This is a genomic window from Bradyrhizobium sp. 44, from assembly GCF_023073095.1.
In the GTDB taxonomy this organism is placed as follows: Bacteria; Pseudomonadota; Alphaproteobacteria; order Rhizobiales; family Xanthobacteraceae; genus Bradyrhizobium.
Map to the genome: position 1 here is coordinate 1,001,438 of NZ_JADPIY010000029.1, position 14,838 is coordinate 1,016,275.

General features: G+C 64.5%; 19 protein-coding genes. 11 read left to right on the top strand and 8 right to left on the bottom strand.

What is annotated here, in order from left to right:
- Positions 1-70 precede the first annotated feature (70 nt).
- The 5 genes from IVB41_RS30700 (at position 71) to IVB41_RS30720 (ending at position 2,203) form a co-directional block, all read left to right on the top strand.
- The gene (locus tag IVB41_RS30700; RefSeq protein WP_247437955.1) at positions 71-472 is read left to right on the top strand and encodes a curlin subunit CsgB; all 402 of its coding nucleotides are present in this window, start codon (positions 71-73) and stop codon (positions 470-472) included.
- A 119-nt stretch (positions 473-591) separates the two neighbouring features.
- The gene (locus IVB41_RS30705) at positions 592-984 is read left to right on the top strand and encodes a curlin (RefSeq protein ID WP_247437957.1); all 393 of its coding nucleotides are present in this window, start codon (positions 592-594) and stop codon (positions 982-984) included.
- Between the two features lie 32 nt (positions 985-1,016).
- Entirely contained in the window at positions 1,017-1,394 is a 378-nt protein-coding gene (locus tag IVB41_RS30710) for a curlin (protein ID WP_247286970.1), read from the top strand.
- A 75-nt stretch (positions 1,395-1,469) separates the two neighbouring features.
- The gene (locus IVB41_RS30715; RefSeq protein ID WP_407062507.1) at positions 1,470-1,892 is read left to right on the top strand and encodes a curlin; all 423 of its coding nucleotides are present in this window, start codon (positions 1,470-1,472) and stop codon (positions 1,890-1,892) included.
- 20 nt (positions 1,893-1,912) lie between these two features.
- Positions 1,913-2,203 (top strand): hypothetical protein, encoded by a 291-nt coding sequence (locus IVB41_RS30720; RefSeq protein WP_247437961.1) that lies wholly within the window; start codon positions 1,913-1,915, stop codon positions 2,201-2,203.
- A gap of 53 nt (positions 2,204-2,256) precedes the next feature.
- On the opposite strand, the gene IVB41_RS30725 is transcribed toward IVB41_RS30720, so the two are convergent.
- Positions 2,257-2,541 (bottom strand): hypothetical protein, encoded by a 285-nt coding sequence (locus tag IVB41_RS30725; RefSeq protein WP_027567428.1) that lies wholly within the window; start codon positions 2,539-2,541, stop codon positions 2,257-2,259.
- A gap of 280 nt (positions 2,542-2,821) precedes the next feature.
- Between IVB41_RS30725 and IVB41_RS30730 the strand changes: the two genes are divergently transcribed.
- Positions 2,822-3,262, top strand: coding sequence for a hypothetical protein (locus IVB41_RS30730; RefSeq protein ID WP_027567427.1), 441 nt, complete (start codon positions 2,822-2,824; stop codon positions 3,260-3,262).
- A 1-nt stretch (position 3,263) separates the two neighbouring features.
- Here the strand turns inward: IVB41_RS30730 and IVB41_RS30735 are convergent, their stop codons facing one another.
- Positions 3,264-4,106, bottom strand: a complete 843-nt coding sequence (locus IVB41_RS30735; RefSeq protein ID WP_027567426.1) for a GNAT family N-acetyltransferase — start codon at positions 4,104-4,106, stop codon at positions 3,264-3,266.
- A gap of 122 nt (positions 4,107-4,228) precedes the next feature.
- Here IVB41_RS30735 and IVB41_RS30740 point away from each other — a divergent pair, with 122 nt between their 5' ends.
- Together IVB41_RS30740 and IVB41_RS30745 are read left to right on the top strand one after the other, a co-directional pair.
- Positions 4,229-4,933 (top strand): SDR family oxidoreductase, encoded by a 705-nt coding sequence (locus tag IVB41_RS30740; RefSeq protein ID WP_247438253.1) that lies wholly within the window; start codon positions 4,229-4,231, stop codon positions 4,931-4,933.
- 271 nt (positions 4,934-5,204) lie between these two features.
- Positions 5,205-6,026, top strand: a complete 822-nt coding sequence (locus IVB41_RS30745) for an outer membrane protein (RefSeq protein WP_247437962.1) — start codon at positions 5,205-5,207, stop codon at positions 6,024-6,026.
- A gap of 71 nt (positions 6,027-6,097) precedes the next feature.
- On the opposite strand, the gene IVB41_RS30750 is transcribed toward IVB41_RS30745, so the two are convergent.
- Complete coding sequence (locus IVB41_RS30750; RefSeq protein WP_247287428.1) at positions 6,098-7,153, bottom strand: serine hydrolase; 1,056 nt, start codon at positions 7,151-7,153, stop codon at positions 6,098-6,100.
- Between the two features lie 381 nt (positions 7,154-7,534).
- Here IVB41_RS30750 and IVB41_RS30755 point away from each other — a divergent pair, with 381 nt between their 5' ends.
- Both IVB41_RS30755 and IVB41_RS30760 read left to right on the top strand, forming a co-directional pair.
- A complete protein-coding gene (locus IVB41_RS30755; protein ID WP_247286965.1) occupies positions 7,535-7,939 on the top strand; it encodes a helix-turn-helix transcriptional regulator in 405 nt (134 codons plus the stop codon).
- A 2-nt stretch (positions 7,940-7,941) separates the two neighbouring features.
- Positions 7,942-8,433, top strand: a complete 492-nt coding sequence (locus IVB41_RS30760) for an SRPBCC family protein (RefSeq protein ID WP_247286963.1) — start codon at positions 7,942-7,944, stop codon at positions 8,431-8,433.
- A 121-nt stretch (positions 8,434-8,554) separates the two neighbouring features.
- Here IVB41_RS30760 and IVB41_RS30765 read toward each other — a convergent pair whose 3' ends face one another.
- From IVB41_RS30765 to IVB41_RS30775, 3 genes are read right to left on the bottom strand one after another with little or no spacing between them, the layout of a single operon-like run.
- Positions 8,555-9,775, bottom strand: coding sequence for an ABC transporter substrate-binding protein (locus tag IVB41_RS30765; protein WP_247437963.1), 1,221 nt, complete (start codon positions 9,773-9,775; stop codon positions 8,555-8,557).
- A 22-nt stretch (positions 9,776-9,797) separates the two neighbouring features.
- Positions 9,798-10,772 (bottom strand): tripartite tricarboxylate transporter substrate binding protein, encoded by a 975-nt coding sequence (locus tag IVB41_RS30770; protein WP_247437966.1) that lies wholly within the window; start codon positions 10,770-10,772, stop codon positions 9,798-9,800.
- 36 nt (positions 10,773-10,808) lie between these two features.
- Positions 10,809-11,687: an IclR family transcriptional regulator gene (locus IVB41_RS30775; protein ID WP_247437978.1), complete on the bottom strand. Its 879-nt coding sequence runs from the start codon at positions 11,685-11,687 to the stop codon at positions 10,809-10,811.
- A gap of 210 nt (positions 11,688-11,897) precedes the next feature.
- Between IVB41_RS30775 and IVB41_RS30780 the strand changes: the two genes are divergently transcribed.
- Complete coding sequence (locus tag IVB41_RS30780; RefSeq protein ID WP_247437980.1) at positions 11,898-12,740, top strand: hypothetical protein; 843 nt, start codon at positions 11,898-11,900, stop codon at positions 12,738-12,740.
- Positions 12,741-12,744: 4 nt separating this feature from the next.
- On the opposite strand, the gene IVB41_RS30785 is transcribed toward IVB41_RS30780, so the two are convergent.
- Together IVB41_RS30785 and IVB41_RS30790 are read right to left on the bottom strand one after the other, a co-directional pair.
- Entirely contained in the window at positions 12,745-13,407 is a 663-nt protein-coding gene (locus IVB41_RS30785; RefSeq protein ID WP_027518509.1) for a response regulator transcription factor, read from the bottom strand.
- Positions 13,404-14,786 carry a HAMP domain-containing sensor histidine kinase gene (locus tag IVB41_RS30790; protein WP_247286958.1) on the bottom strand — a complete coding sequence of 461 codons (1,383 nt, stop codon included), beginning with the start codon at positions 14,784-14,786 and terminating at the stop codon, positions 13,404-13,406. Before IVB41_RS30790 ends, IVB41_RS30785 begins: the two co-directional genes overlap by 4 nt.
- Positions 14,787-14,838: the final 52 nt, after the last annotated feature.

A 14,838-nucleotide genomic window follows, 5' to 3' on the forward strand; every position in this document is an offset into this window, starting at 1 on the left:
CCTGCGATGTCGGCCTCCTCCAAGACGGCATCCGAACCCAGTCAGAGATCTTAGCCAGAAAGGATATTCCATGCGCAAATTGTTTTTTGCTTCCGTTGCCGTGCTCGCCCTGTCCTCCGCCGCGCAGGCCGCCAACACCTCGACCACCGTGCAAGTGGGCGTCGTGAACGGTTCCAGCGTCTCGCAGCAGGGCCTCACCAACGACAGTTCGTCGACCAGCCAGCTCGGCATCATCAACAGCGCGACCACGATGCAGGGCACCAGCGCGGCCTCGCTCAACAACGGCAGCACGGTCAACCAGATCGGCGTGCAGAACTCGGCGACGACCGGCCAGGTGGCGTTCGGCAACAACGGCAGCGCGATCACTCAGAACTCGTTCGGGCCTGCCCCGCTCCAGAACAACGCCGCCGCCGTCGGACAGCTCAGCGTGTTCGGCGTCAACGGAAGCACCGTCTCGCAGACGGCGCACTAAGCCAGCCCCGTTTGGCCGGACGCGTCAACTGCGGCGCGTCCGCGCCATCCTTGAAAGCACCGCCTCGGGCCGGACGACTCGGTGAGAGCTTGTCCGCCGACTTTCGCGGAGGAAATGTCATGCATCAAAAATATCTCGTTGCCACGATCGTCGCGTTCAGCTTGCTGACCGCCCTCGATGCCCAGGCCGGCAACTCGGCCAGCGTGCTGCAATTCGGCACCACCAACAGCTCCTTCATCTCGCAGAGTGGCGGCACCAACAACAGCGCCACCACGATGCAATTCGGCGCCACCAATACTGCGACCACGTTGCAGACGGGTTCGCTCCTTACCGTCAACACTTCGGTGATCGGGCAGGGCGGCACCACCGCGACGGCGTCCAACACCGCGTTACTCGGCCAGGCCGGTGGCTTTAATTCGAGCCTGATCGGCCAGATCGGCGCGAACAACGCGGCGGCCGTCGGACAGCTCGGAATCCTGAACGGCTCGACAATTTTGCAGCAGACTCCTTGATCGCAAATCAATTTTCAGTCGCGAGGCATGTCATGAGGCATTTTTCAGGCGCCGCCTGTGGCGCATTTCTCACCTTGTGTTGCGTGGGCGCCGGATCGGCCGGTGCGCAGACCGCCGACATCAAGACCATCGTATCGCTCGGCGGCCCGCCGGTCGTGCTGAACCAGAACAGCCAGCTCAACATGGCGGGCGTGTTCATGATCGGCGGCAGCACCAGCGCGACCGTCACTCAAAACGGCACGAACAACGCGACCGGAATCCTGCAATTCGGCGGGACGACATCGGCATCGGTCGGGCAGGCGGGCGTGAACAATGTCGCGTTTGTCGGCCAGGCCGGCCAGTCCACCAGCAGTTTCCTGTCCCAGTTCGGTGCGTTCAACTCGGCGACTGTTGTCCAGAATAGCCATTGAGCCGGTCGCGACCTCAGCGTCCGTCGGAAATCTAATGGGGGCAGGGCGATGAAATGCGGTAGAGTGCTCCTGGTAGTGGCGGCATTGCTCGCCGCCGTCAGCGTCGCGTCCGAGGTATCCGCCGGATCCGTCCAGCGCGGCGTAACGAACCGAAACGTGAGCATCGAAACGATCGTGCAGTTCGGCAACAATGTCCAGCCGGTCACGATCGAAGAGAACAGCCGCATCAATATCGCGCGTGTCATCCAGATCGGTGGCACGGGAACGGTCGATGCGACGATCATCCAGAACGGCACGCGAAATTATGTCGACGTGATCCAGGTGGGTGGCACGACCAATTTGGCGATCGGTCAGTCGGGCGTGAGCAACATTGCCGATGTCACCCAGGTCGGCAATTCCACCAACGCCCTTCTGCTCCAGATCGGAGACATGAACACGGGAACGGTGCGACAATTCGGGCGCTTCAACTGGCTGTCGATATTTCAGTTCAGCCGGTGATCGAGAAGGCGAGGTGCAATATGAGGTTCATCGCTCTTGCAGCAGGAATGAGCATCATGACGGCAATGGCAGCGGGGCCGGCCGGAGCCGGCGAGTCAGGTGACGGCCACACGACCGTAGTTCAGGACGAGAACGGCACGTCCGTCATCACCCAAAGCGGCGATCCGGCGCAGGCCGAGGTCAAGATCGAGAAGGAGCCTGGGCGCACCACGGTCTATCGCCGCAGCGGTGGCAACACCGCCATCGTGACGCAGGGCACCGGAAATGCGCAGGATATGCTGGACTGGCTGCGCAAGCAGCAGGGCCGCTGACGCACGAAGGCCCACCGTCCGCGATGGACGATGGGCCAGATCGTGAGCGGGCGTTACCAGCTGCGATAGACGCCGGTCAGTGTACCGTTGTTATTGCCCTCCGGGCCGACATCGCCCTGCGTCGAGCTCGGCGCCGGATGATTGGTGCCGTTGAGCGCACCGTATGGTCCAGCGACATCCGGATAGTAGGCGCGGGGCTGAACCGGCTGATAGGCCGGGGCGGTGCGGTCCCATCCCGCGCGCGATCCGTTCCAATCATAGCCCTGAGCCGAGGCGGCCGACGTGCCCGCGACGAGTGAAGCCGTGATCAGGCAGAGGAGTTTCGACTTATTCTGCATTGGAGATGCTCCTTGCTTGTGTAGGGAGCCAACGACCGCAGTGCGGGAGCGTTCCGGGTGTCGTCGATCGAACCGATCAACTCCGATCAACTGGTTATGAAGTCCGTTTCCGGAACACGTGCGACATCAGCCGGAATCCCGGGCGTCTTGCCGCAATCTGTTCCCCGTTAATTCCGTGCCTTAACCAATAATTAATTATACGTTTGCGGGTGGGCGACAGCCCGGCCTAGCGTGTCGTGGGGAGCCGCTATCCGCGAAGCCAAACGAGTTGGTGCGTATCATGATGTCCAGATCATTTGGGGCGTTGCTCGCCTCGCTCAGCGCAGCCGCGCTGCTCCTTGCCCCCAGCGACAGCTTTGCCCGACCCGGCGGCACCGTCGGACATGCCGCCACGCCTTCCGGTCCGGCGGCGCGTCCGCCGATTGCGCCGGGCGCCAGGTTCCGTGGCCGCAACACGCCTTGGGTCTACTGGCCAGGCGGCGGCGGGTTCTACTATGACAATGCAGGTTACGGTCAGCCTTTTGCCGAGACCGCCCAACCCGTTTCCAGCGACGTGCGCTATACCTATACGTACGACGTTCCCTGGGATTGGACACATCGCTTCCCGCCGAACGTGGTGCCGTCCGACCGGCCCTACGTGCCGAGCTGTCCGACGGAGCAGGTGACTGTGCCCGGCCGCGGCGGCGGCGAGCACACCGTGAACATCATGCGCTGCTACTGAGCTAGCCCAGCTCGAAACTGGTCACGCCGAAGACGCGGTCGATCCGCAGCGGCGCGATAGGTCCCGTGTACATCCGCGCCGTCTCGAACACCGGCTTCAACCCGAGCGATTCCGCGAGCGCAATCGCCTCGCGATTGACGGCGGGGACGTCGAGGAATATCTCGCCGCCGTTCGCGCTCGCCAGCAAGGCCTGCACGATCGCCTCCGCCGCCGCGCGGTCGTCGGCGACGAGCGGGCCGATCTTGCGGCCGGTCCGGCACGGCCGGATCACACCCCATGCCGCGAGCTTGCCATCGCGCAGCAATGCGCGACCGACATGTCCTGACGTGCCGATCCAGGCCCGCAGGAAGGCACTGCGCGGAGCCGGAAACACCGTTGCATCGTTGGCTTCAACGAGCGCGAACGGGATCGTGTCGAGCGCAACGACATCGGCGGGCGGCCTCGATGGTGCGGCGGCGATGCCGCCATAGCGGATATTGGCGTAAGCAAGCTGGAAGCCGGACTTTCGGTAATTGTCCTGCTGCGCCACGACGCCGTCGAGACCGATCACGCGAGCGCCCGCATGCGCAATCGCAGCGTTCCAGATGCGCAGGCCGTGGCCTCTGTCGCGATGATCCGATCGCACGATGTAGAAGCCGAGAAATGCGAAGCGATCGTCGTAGTTGACGCAGGAGACGGTCGCGACCGGCTCGCCGTCGATCTCGCCGACAAAGAAGCCACGCGCGTCCGGGATCGCGAAACAGGCGGCGTCGGAGAAGCCCGGATTCCAGCCCTCCGCCGCGGCCCAGTCGACAGCGATGGCGATCTCCTCGGGGCGCAAATTGCGGATCTGCAAATCGCTCATCTTTCAAGTCGCTTTCGACGGTGGACCTTCCGCCTGGTCCGGCGGTAGAAGGCCTCATGATAGGCCGGGCATGCGGCTCGCCTCCACGATATCATAGAGGATGATCGGTCATGGCAGCAGAGATGGCAGCAGAGAAGGTCGCACTCGTGACCGCCGGCGGCAGCGGCATGGGGGCAGGGGCTGCGCGCCGGCTCGCAGCCGACGGCTTTCGCGTCGCGATCCTGTCCTCCTCCGGCAAGGGCGAGGCGCTGGCAGCCGAGCTCGGCGGATTGGGGGTCACCGGTTCCAACAAGTCGAACGACGATCTGAAGCGGCTTGTCGACGGCGCTATGGCCAAATGGGGACGCATCGACGTGCTCGTCAACAGCGCGGGCCACGGGCCCCGGGCGCCGATCACGGAGATCACCGATGAGCAATGGCACACCGGCCTTGACACCTATCTGCTCAACGTGATCCGTCCGACCCGGCTGGTGATGCCAATCATGCAAACGCAAAAGGGCGGCGCCATCATCAACATCTCGACCGCCTGGGCATTCGAGCCGAGCGCGATGTTTCCGACCTCTGCAGTGTTCCGCGCCGGCCTTGCCGCCTTCACCAAGATCTTCACCGACACCCATGCCGCCGAGAACATCCGCATGAACAATGTGCTGCCGGGCTGGATCGACAGCCTGCCAGAGCTAGATGCACGCCGCGACAGCGTGCCGATGCGGCGCTACGGCAAGGTCGAGGAGATCGCCGCGACGATCTCGTTCCTGGCGTCCGACGGCGCGGCCTACATCACGGGACAGAACATCCGCGTTGACGGCGGACTGACGCGTTCGGTCTGAGAGGCGGGGATTCGAATCGCGTCGCGCGGGGTGTCGCGATGCGACAGTGGTGTGCGTGGCCCGCCGCTGCCGCAGGGTGATGCGTGGCTCTCGAGTCACACCCGTCACGCGTTCGCGCGCCGCACGGCTCACACTACGTCACAGTCTCTATGAACTTCGCCGCAGCCCAAGACGGCGAGGGACCGGCAGCCTATGCCCGAACTGCGCCGGACAACTTCCGCCCGCGCGCGTTCGAAACGCGAGATCAATCGCGTGGGGTAAGGAGACCGGAATGAAGAAGTTTTTGCTGGCGGTTGCCGCGGTTGTCTTGGGCTCCGCATCCGTGCAGGCGGCCGACCTCGCAGCGCACTACACCAAGGCGCCGATGATGGCGACGGCCTACAACTGGACCGGCTTTTACGTCGGCGGCAATGTCGGCGGGCAGTGGGGCAGTGCCGATCCGGCCACCTCGACCGCGTTCGCTCCCGCCGGCTATTTCGCGGACACCAGTGTTACTGCGATCGCGGCAGTCGGCGCCCAGCGGGTCAACAGCTCCAGCGTCACCGGCGGTTTTACCGCCGGCCACAACTGGCAGGTCAACAACGCCGTGTTGGGCCTCGAAGGTGACATCAACTATTTCGGCTTCAAGGGCAGTGCGACGGGTTCGGCGCTCTATCCCTGCTGCGCGCCGACCGGCTTCACCGTGTCGTCGTCGGTCTCGGCCGATTGGCTCGCCACCATCCGCGGCCGCATCGGTTTCCTCGCGGCTCCGACCTGGCTGCTCTACGCCACCGGCGGCGCGGCCATCGCCGAGGTGAAGGGCAATTTCAGCTTCACCGACACGTTCGCCGCCGCGACCGAGTCGGCCGCGATCCGCGACACGCGGGTCGGCTGGACCGCAGGTGTGGGCACCGAATATGCCGTCGGCGGCGGCTGGTCGCTCAAGGCAGAATATCTCTACGTCGATCTCGGACGCAGCACCGTGACCAGCACCAATCTGCTTGGCGGCGCGTTTCCGGCCAACGTCTTCACCCATTCGGTCGATCTCAAATCGAACATCGCGCGCGTCGGCGTGAACTACAAGTTTGGCGGACCCGTCGTCGCCAGGTACTGAGCTTCATCCCGTTCCTGATCTGGCGTGGAAAGCCCCGGCTCAGCCGGGGCTTTCTGTTTTAAGGGATGTGTTCAGTGCGGGCCCATGAGCTTCGCCAGCGCGGGCAGGATCTTGTAGCGGGCGATCTCGTGCGGGTATTCGCCGCGATTGGCCAGCAACACGATGCCGATCCGCTGTGCGGGCACGAGGCCGATATAGCCGGAGGCGTTGTTGAGCCCACCCGGTTTGTCGACGACGGTGACGCCCGGAAGATGCACCGTCTCCCAGGCCATTCCCTGTCCGAACTTCTCGTCGACGCGGAAAATCTCGTGCTGTGTCATCCGCAATGCCTCGCGCAAATGCGGATCGATCGATCGGCCGTCGACGCAGGCGGCAACGAAGATCGAGAGATCCCGCGGCGAGGAAAACATCTGGCCCGTGCCGGGGAAATCAAAATAGCTCTGCTGGTTGCCGATGGGGCCGATCGCCATACCCTGATCCGAATAGCCCTGGACCGCGCGCTGCATCCAGGCCTCGTCCATGACGGCACGGCTGTCTTCGCCGCGTTCGGGCACGGAGGTCGCATTCATGCCGATCGGCCTGAGGATGCGTTGTTCGAGCAGGGTCGATATCGGAGCGCCGCAACAGCGCTCGAGCACGAGCTGAAGCAGGACGTAGCCGGCGTGGCTGTAGATGCGCTGCTTGCCGGGCGCTTCGCCGGCTTGCGGTCTCCAGCTGTTGAACATCTCGATGAGCTGCGCGCGGGAAAAAGTGTCGCTCGGCCAGGGCGGATGGTCGGTCGGCAGCAGCATGCCTGAGGTGTGCGTGACGAGCTCGCCGACGGTGACGCGGCGGATATAGTCGCCGGTGAGCTCCGGGAGATATTTCACCAGACGATCGTCGAGCCGCAGCTCGCCGCGGAGGGTGCCGAGCGCGACCAGTGTCGCCTCAAACGGCTTGCGCAGGGAACCGAGGTTGAACAGCGTGTCCGGCGTGACCGGCCTTCGCGTGGCGTCGTCGGCAAAGCCGTAGTTGAAGAACTCGACATGGTTGCCGGCATAAAGCGCGGCGGCCAGACCGCCCGGCTGGTCCGGCGTTGCGGTCGGCGCCAGCTCGTTCGCGACGATGTCGCGCATCTGCGCGATCATGTCGGAATCCGCGGCGGCGCCGCGCGGCCAGGCAAGCGCGAGCGGAACGAGCGCAGCCCGGGCCAGCGCCCGTCGGGTGAGGTACGATGAGGTGACAACAGACGGCACGGCTCTGGCGCAGGATTCGATGCGCCCCCGGTCTCTTGTAGCGGGAAGGACCGTGCCCCCCTATTCACGATCGCGCGTGGTGGGTTCCGTCTGCGGAGCCTTGCGACAGTCCGTAGCCTGGATGGAGCGAAGCGCAATCCGGGAAAGTGCCGCAGCCGAGCGAGCGGTCCTCGATTACGCTTCGCTTCATCCAGGCTACCAGTCGGCAAAATTAACTTAGCTAATTGGCTAACAATGTTGACGCCGGATGGCGACAGTGCTATAGTTAGCCTCATGGCTAACCAATTATCCCAACTCGATCAGGTTTTCGCGGCCCTTGCCGATCCCACCCGGCGGGCGATCGTGATGCGGCTCTGCGCAGGTGAGGCGTCGGTCGGCGAGCTTGCCGGTCCCTTCGAGATGGCGCTGCCGAGCTTCATGAAACACATCCACGTGCTGGAGATGAGCGGTCTCATCCTGTCGGAGAAATCGGGGCGCGTGCGCTCTTGCCGCCTCAGTCCTGACGCGCTCCTCACTGCGGAGGACTGGTTCCAGCATCAGCGCGCGATCTGGGAGGCGCGGCTTGATCGCTTCGAAGCCTATGTGATGAAGCTGAAGAAAGACAGGGCCGCTGCCAAGCGGCCGTCCAAGACAAGTAACAAGACGACCGGCAAGACAACCAAACGGAAAGGTTCCTGACGATGACGAATTCTGCCAATCCCGCCCTGTCGCAATGGTCGCTCGACCGCGAGATCGTGATGTCGCGCGTGATCGACGCGCCGCGCGATCTGGTGTTCGAAGCGTGGTCCGACCCAAAGCACCTGCCACAATGGTTCGGGCCGAAGGGTTTCAAGCTCGATACCTTCGAGATCGACGTGCGGGTTGGCGGCGTCTGGCGCTTCAACATGATCGGCCCCGACGGCACGGTCTACCCGAACCGCATGCGCTTCCGCCGCATCGAGCGACCGTCGCTGTTGGAGATGGATCACGGCGACGACCAGGACGAGGATCCCGGAATGTTCCGTTTCACCGTCACCTTCGCCGAACAGAGCAACGGCAAGACGGTTCTGATGATGCGGCAGCTGGCGTCGAGCACGGCGCAGCGCGACGGCATGATCAGCTTCGGTGCCGTCGAATACGGCTACCAGACGCTCGACAAGCTCGCGGCCTATGTGGGCGGGATGAAGAGATAGGGCGAGCAGCCACCTTCCTCCTTCATGCCGAGGAGGCCGCGGAGCGGCCGCCTCGAAGCACGAGGACCATCGGTGAGGCCTTCATTCTTCAAGGCGCGCGCCCCTCAGGATGAGGGGCGCTTCATTCCTTCGCCTCGTCCGTGACGATGTCGCCGAGTTTCTGCCAGCGCTGGCCGTCGAACTGCACCATCTGGAACTGTTTGTTGACGCGGTAGTCGGTCGGCGTCGTCGTCACCGAGATGCCCGGCAGCGTCAGGTCGAGTGTGATGTTGTTCAGACTGGCGGCCTGGCGCATCACGTTCTCGCGCGTGAGATCGTCGCCGCATTGCTTCAGCACCTGCACCAGCAGCTGCGCGGTGATATAGCCGTATACGTTCAGGTTCGAATCCCTGTCGCCCTCCGGGTAGTATTTGGCCATGAAGGCGAGATATCGCTTCATGCCGGGATCGTCCTTCCATTCGGGGTCGGCCGAATCCTTGACATAACCGACGCTGACGACGCCCTTGGCGTTGTCGAGTCCGGCGGGTTTCAGCACCGCGCTGACCGAGGAGGCGTTGATGTCGATGATGTGCAGCGGCTTCCAGCCGATCTCGGCAACCTTCTTGATCGCCTGCGCGGCCTGTTTCGGCGTCGTGGCGCTGAACAGCACGTCGGCACCTGCATCCTTCAACCGCAGGATCTGCGAATCGATGGTCGGCTCGGTGATCTCGTAGGACGTCTCGGCGACGATCATCTTCGACTTGTCACCGAGACCTGCTTTGAAGCCGGCGAGGTAGTCCTTGCCGAGATCGTCGTTCTGATAGAGCACGCCGACCTTGGCGTTCGGATGGTTCTTCAGAATATATTGCGCGTAGATCCGGCCTTCGACGAGGTAGGAGGGGTTGAAGCCCATGGTCCAGGGGAAGTTCTTCGGATCGGTGAAACGCGCCGCGCCCGTTGCCGCGAAGAGCTGCGGGACCTTCTTGGCGTTAAGATATTTTTGCACGGCGACATTCGGCGCCGTGCCGATGATCTGGAAGGTCAGCAGCACCTCGTCGCTTTCGACCAGCTTGCGGGTCTGCTCAACCGTCTTCGGAGGCGAATAGGCATCGTCATACTGGATCAGATTGATCTTGCGGCCGTTGACGCCGCCCTGGTCGTTGATCATCTTCATGTAGGCGGCCTGGGTCTTGCCGATGACGGCATAGGCCGAGGCCGGCCCGCTGAGCGGGACGGTCTGGCCGACCTTGATCTCGGTGTCGGAAGCGCCGGGATCGTATTTCTTCTGCGCCTGTGCTCCCGGGATCGATAGCGCGAGAGCGATCGCGGCTGCCGCGACATGTTTGAGAAGTAGTTTTTTCATTCCCATTCCCCGTTCGTGACTGTCACTCGCCCTTGAGGCCGGCCTCGCGGATCAGCCGGGTCCACTTTTTTGTTTCGTTGTCGATGAACTGGCCGAATTCGGCCGCGGTGCCGGCGCGCACTTCGAGGCCCTGGGCAGTCAGCTTGTCCTTGATCGCCGGCTCGGCCAGCGCGCGCAGCACTTCGGCCTGCAGCTTGTCGATGATGGCGCGCGGCGTCGTCGAAGGCGCCATGAAGCCGTACCAGCCGGCCGCAGCCACGTTGGGAAAACCCTGCTCGCGCAAGGTCGGCGCCTGCGGATAGAGCGCGCTGCGTTCGGCCGATGCAACGCCGAGCACAATGAACTTGCCGCTCTGGATGTAAGGCAGTGCGGTCGGCAGCGCCGTCAGCGTGGCATCGACGCGGCCGGCGAGCAGCTCGGTGTAGGACGCGGCATCGCCACGGAAGGGGATGTTGAGCCCCTTGACACCGGCATCCCTGAACAGGAGTTCGCCGGCAAGATGTGGCTGCGAGCCGGCACCGGGCGAGGCGAAGGTCAGGCCATCCGGCTTCGATTTGCCGTAGGCGATCAATTCGGGAAGCGTCTTGAACGGCGCGTCCGCGCTGATGATCAGGAACAGCGGCGCGATCACCGCCATCGCGACCGGCTGCAGATCCTTACGCTCATAGGTCAGCTTGCCGAACAGCGCTTCGGCGGTGGCGTAGGGGGCCGCGACATAGAGAAGTGTGTAGCCATCGCCCGGCGCATGCGCGACCGTGTCGTTGGCGATGCGCGTGCCGGCGCCCGGCTTGTTTTCGACGATAAACTGCTGGTGCAGGTTGCGGCCGAACTCTTCGGCCAGCAGCCGCAGCGAGATGTCGTTGGAGCCGCCGGGCCCGTAAGGCGAGATCAGCCGCACCATACGCGACGGCCAGGCGTCCTCAGCGCGTGCAGTAAATGGAAGTCCGGATAGCGAAAGGGCGAGGGTGCCCAAAAATGTTCGCCGTGTGACGGTCATGGTGGCCTCCCGGTGGCGGAGCGCCGATTGCCTTGTTCATCGCTTGGCGCTCTTCTTGTTTTGCTTTTGTGTTTCGGTGGGCGGCGCCGCCCCAATCATGGTGCGGATGCTGTCGGCAAGGGCGGCAATGCGCGGGCCGATCTCGCCCTCCAGCTGGCCGGGCTGGAGCCGGAATGCGGGAATGCCGCAATTGATCGAAAAGGCCTGCTTCGCCTCACGCGCATGAAACAGCGGCGCCGCGACCGCATGGATCGAGGCGATGTACTCGCCGAAGCAGGTGCAGAAGCCGCGGCTGGCGCATTGTGCGAGGCCGGCGCGGTATGTCTCGCGGAAGGCCGACCACAGCTCGGTATCCTCGCTTGCAATGCGCTCTTCGAGCAACGCGGCATCGGCCTGCGGCAAGGTCGCCGCCGCGGCACGGCCCATCGCCGTCATCACCACGGAAATGGGCATGCCGATGTCGGGGACGTGCGGGCCGACGTCGCCGGAGCGCGCGGTCTCGACATAGATCATGGAGGTCGCATCGAGCAGGCCGATCGAGACCGTGCCGCGCACGCTTTGTGCCAGCTCCTGCATCATCGGACGCGCGACCTGGCGGAACTGCATGTCGGCGAGCAGCGGATGCGCCATGCGAAGTGCACGCGCGCCGACGCGATATTTGGCGCGTTCGGCATCGTAGCGGAGGTAGCCGAGCTCGGCGAGCGTATGAGTCAGTCGCGGCACCGTCGGGCGCGGAATCCCGGTCAGCGTCGACAGCTCCATGTTGCCGAGCTGCGTCGCCCCCGCCTTGAACGCTTCGAGCACCACGAGACCTTTTGCCAGCGTCGTCGCGAACGCAGCGTCATCGACGCTGTCCGCCAGCACGGCGGCGGCGGACGAGGAGGCGCGGATCGGTTTGGACGCGGTTCTGGTCATGCGGGCTTAATGAACCCGGTCTCGCCCGTTGTCCAATAGATTCAGAAAATATGCGGTTATGTCCACTATCCGGACGCGGAGCGGCTTTGCCGGCGGGGATAAAATGTGCGCGAAGGGCTCCGCCGCGCACAGATTTTCGTCGCGATTCCGTGGCTTGTTGTGACAGGTTTATTACGACTGAATGTCATATCGATTACATCGGAGCGATTCATGTTGCAGTGGCAGGCGCGGACGAATCCCCTCGCGTGGTGGTGGGGGTCCCTGACGCTGGTCAGTGCTGCCAACATTCTCGTCTGGTTCATGCTGTACCGCGCGTTCTCGCCGACGCCCTCCGGCAGCCTCAGTAGTGGCTCCGACATCGGGCTGATGTTCCTGCTCTGCGCCGGCTATGTCTTCGGCTGCGCCTTCCGTTCCTTCCTGCCGCGCGCCGACGTGCAGCGCATCTGCCTGTTCGACACCTGGCTCTCCAGCGTCTTCGTCGGCCGCACGGTCGCGACCGTGGCCGAACTGTGCTTCGCCGCGCAATGGGCGGTCATCCTGCATCAACTCGGGACCATGACGGGCGCCGAGACGGTCGTGAACATCGCGTGGGTGATCGTGCCGATCATCATCATCGCGGAGTGCTTCTCCTGGTATGCGGTGGTGACGACCAACTTCCTCTTCAACGCGATCGAGAACTCGCTTTGGGCCGTGACATTCTTCCTCGCGGGCATCGCGCTGTGCCGGCTGATGCCGGAATTCCAGGGGCCGGTGCGGTGGGCGCTGATTGCCGGCATCGTCGGCATCGCCTGCTTCCTGGCCTTCCTCGTCACCGTCGACGTGCCGATGTATCTCAGCCGCTGGCGGGCAGGGCATGAAGAGGGCAACAGGTTGCTCGGCTTCCTCGAAGGCTTGCATGACGTTTCGACCCGCTGGGTCGTGACCCACGACATCGCGCACTGGAAGGGCGAGCTGACCTGGATGTTCCTGTATTTCACCGTCGCCGTGTGGTCGAGCCTCGCGCTCTGTGCGCTCTACGCGATGGAAGGCTATCTCACGCGCTATCTGGCCTGAGCGATCAGGCCTCGCCGAGATCGACCTCCGTCAAGATGCCCTGGCGCAGCGCCAGCCGGACCAGCTCGATGTCGGAGCCGACACCGAGCTTGTCCTTGATCAGAGAATGCAGGTTCGCCACCGTCTTGGGGCTGACATGGAGTGTCTCCGCGATCTCCTCTGTCGTGTTCTCGGCGAGCAGCAGCCGCAGCACCTCGAACTCACGCGGCGTGAGGACGTCGGCGGCAGAACTTTCCCCGGCCAGCCGGCTCAGCGCGAGCTCATGGTCGATGTCGGGGCTGATCGCGATCTTGCCGGCGAGCACGTCCATCACGGCGCGCACCAGCGTCTCTGGTGGACTGGTCTTGGTGACGTAGCCTCTGGCGCCGGCGCGGATCGCCTGCACGGCAAAGCCGGCGTTTTCATGCATGGTGAAGACGAGGATTCTCGCGCCCTTGTCCCACTGCCTGATGCGCCGGACCGCCTCGATGCCGCCGATGCCGGGCATGCTCAGATCCATGATGACGAGGTCGGGCGCCTCCGATTTGTAGAGACGGTAGGCCTCCGCGCCGTCGGCGGCTTCGGCGATGACGCGTAGTCCCGGCTGCTTCTGGAGCACGGAGCGGTAGCCCTCGCGGACGACGGAATGGTCGTCGACCAGCAGAATGGTGGCGTCGGCCGCGCTCATGCGGCGTGCTCCAGCGGCGGCCGATCGGCGGCGAGCGGAATGACCACGCGCAGTGCGGAGCCGCCGTTCGGCGAGGCCTCGAAGCTCAATTGGCCGCGCAAAGCCGCGACGCGCTCGCGCATGCCGAGCAGGCCCATTCCCGATTTCGCGACGGAATCGGTCGCGCGTCCGTCATCGTCGATCGCAAGCGCGATCTCGCTCGCCCCCATCGTCAATTCCAGGCTGACTCGTGTGGCGACGGCATGCTTGGCGGCATTGGTGAGCGCCTCCTGCACGATCCGGTAGAGGCTGGCGCTGATCGTGGCCGGCAGGGTCTCGAATGCGCCGTCGAACCGGATCGAGAAGCGCGTCTCGCCGCGGCTGCGCCCGTTCCAGCCCGCGACGAGGCCTTCGAGGCTGGCAACGAGCCCGAGCTCCTCGACATCGGGTGGCCGCAGCCGGAACAGTGTGCCGCGCAACGTCTCCATCATGCCGGTTGCGGTCCGCGCGATGCCGTCGCATTCGCCAAGCAGGGAGGGACACTCTTGTGCGGCGGTCTGGCGGGCGGAGGAGGCGAGCGCGCGGATGGCGGCGAGCGATTGGCCGAACTCGTCATGCAGCTCGCGCGCGAGATGGCGGCGCTCCTCGTCCTGGAGCGCAATCAGCTTCCGCGTCAGCTCGCTGCGTTCGGCAAGCGCGGTCTCGAGGCTTTCGGCGAGATGGTTGAAGCCGTCGCGGATCGCGGAGAGCTCGGCGAGGTCGAACGGCGGCAGCCGCGTGGTGAGGTCGTTGGCGGCAATCCGCTCGAGGCCGGTGCGGATCATGCGGGTGGGGCGCAGCGCGCGTGCCAGCGCGGCGTAGACCAGCGCGCAGAGCAGCGGCAGCGCGATCGCGAGCGCGAGCATCAGGCGGCCGGCCTCGTGCCAAGCCTCCGCGGTCTGCACGGCCGGCTCGACCGAGACCACGGCCTCGCCGAGCTTCGTCCCGCGCACGATCACAGGCCGTGCCGCTTCTCGGCCGGGATCGAACAAGCCGCGATAGAAGGCCGCGAAGGCTTGCGGCGGCGGGTTCGCCGGAACGGGCGCGCCGCTGCAGAAGCGCTGGAGGACGTCGCCGCTGGTGCCGCGGAACGCCAGGCACAGGCCGGGCGTCATCACATAAGCCGAAACGGGGTCGAGGTTGGGAAAGTCCGAGCGCGGGCTCGCGACCCACTGGATCTTGCCCTGCTGCAGCTCCAGCGTCTTGGCCACGATGGCGGCGATATCGTCGAGGCGCGCATGCGCCGCGCGGTCGGCCGTAATCAGGAAATAAGCGGAGATGGCGGCGAAGCAGGCGGCCGATATCGCGGCCACGCGCAACGTCAGACGGACTTTGAGATCGAACCTCGGGCGGTTCCACATCGGCAGGCACCTGGTGCGAACGGGTTTGTCGCGTCCGCATTAAACGGCAGAA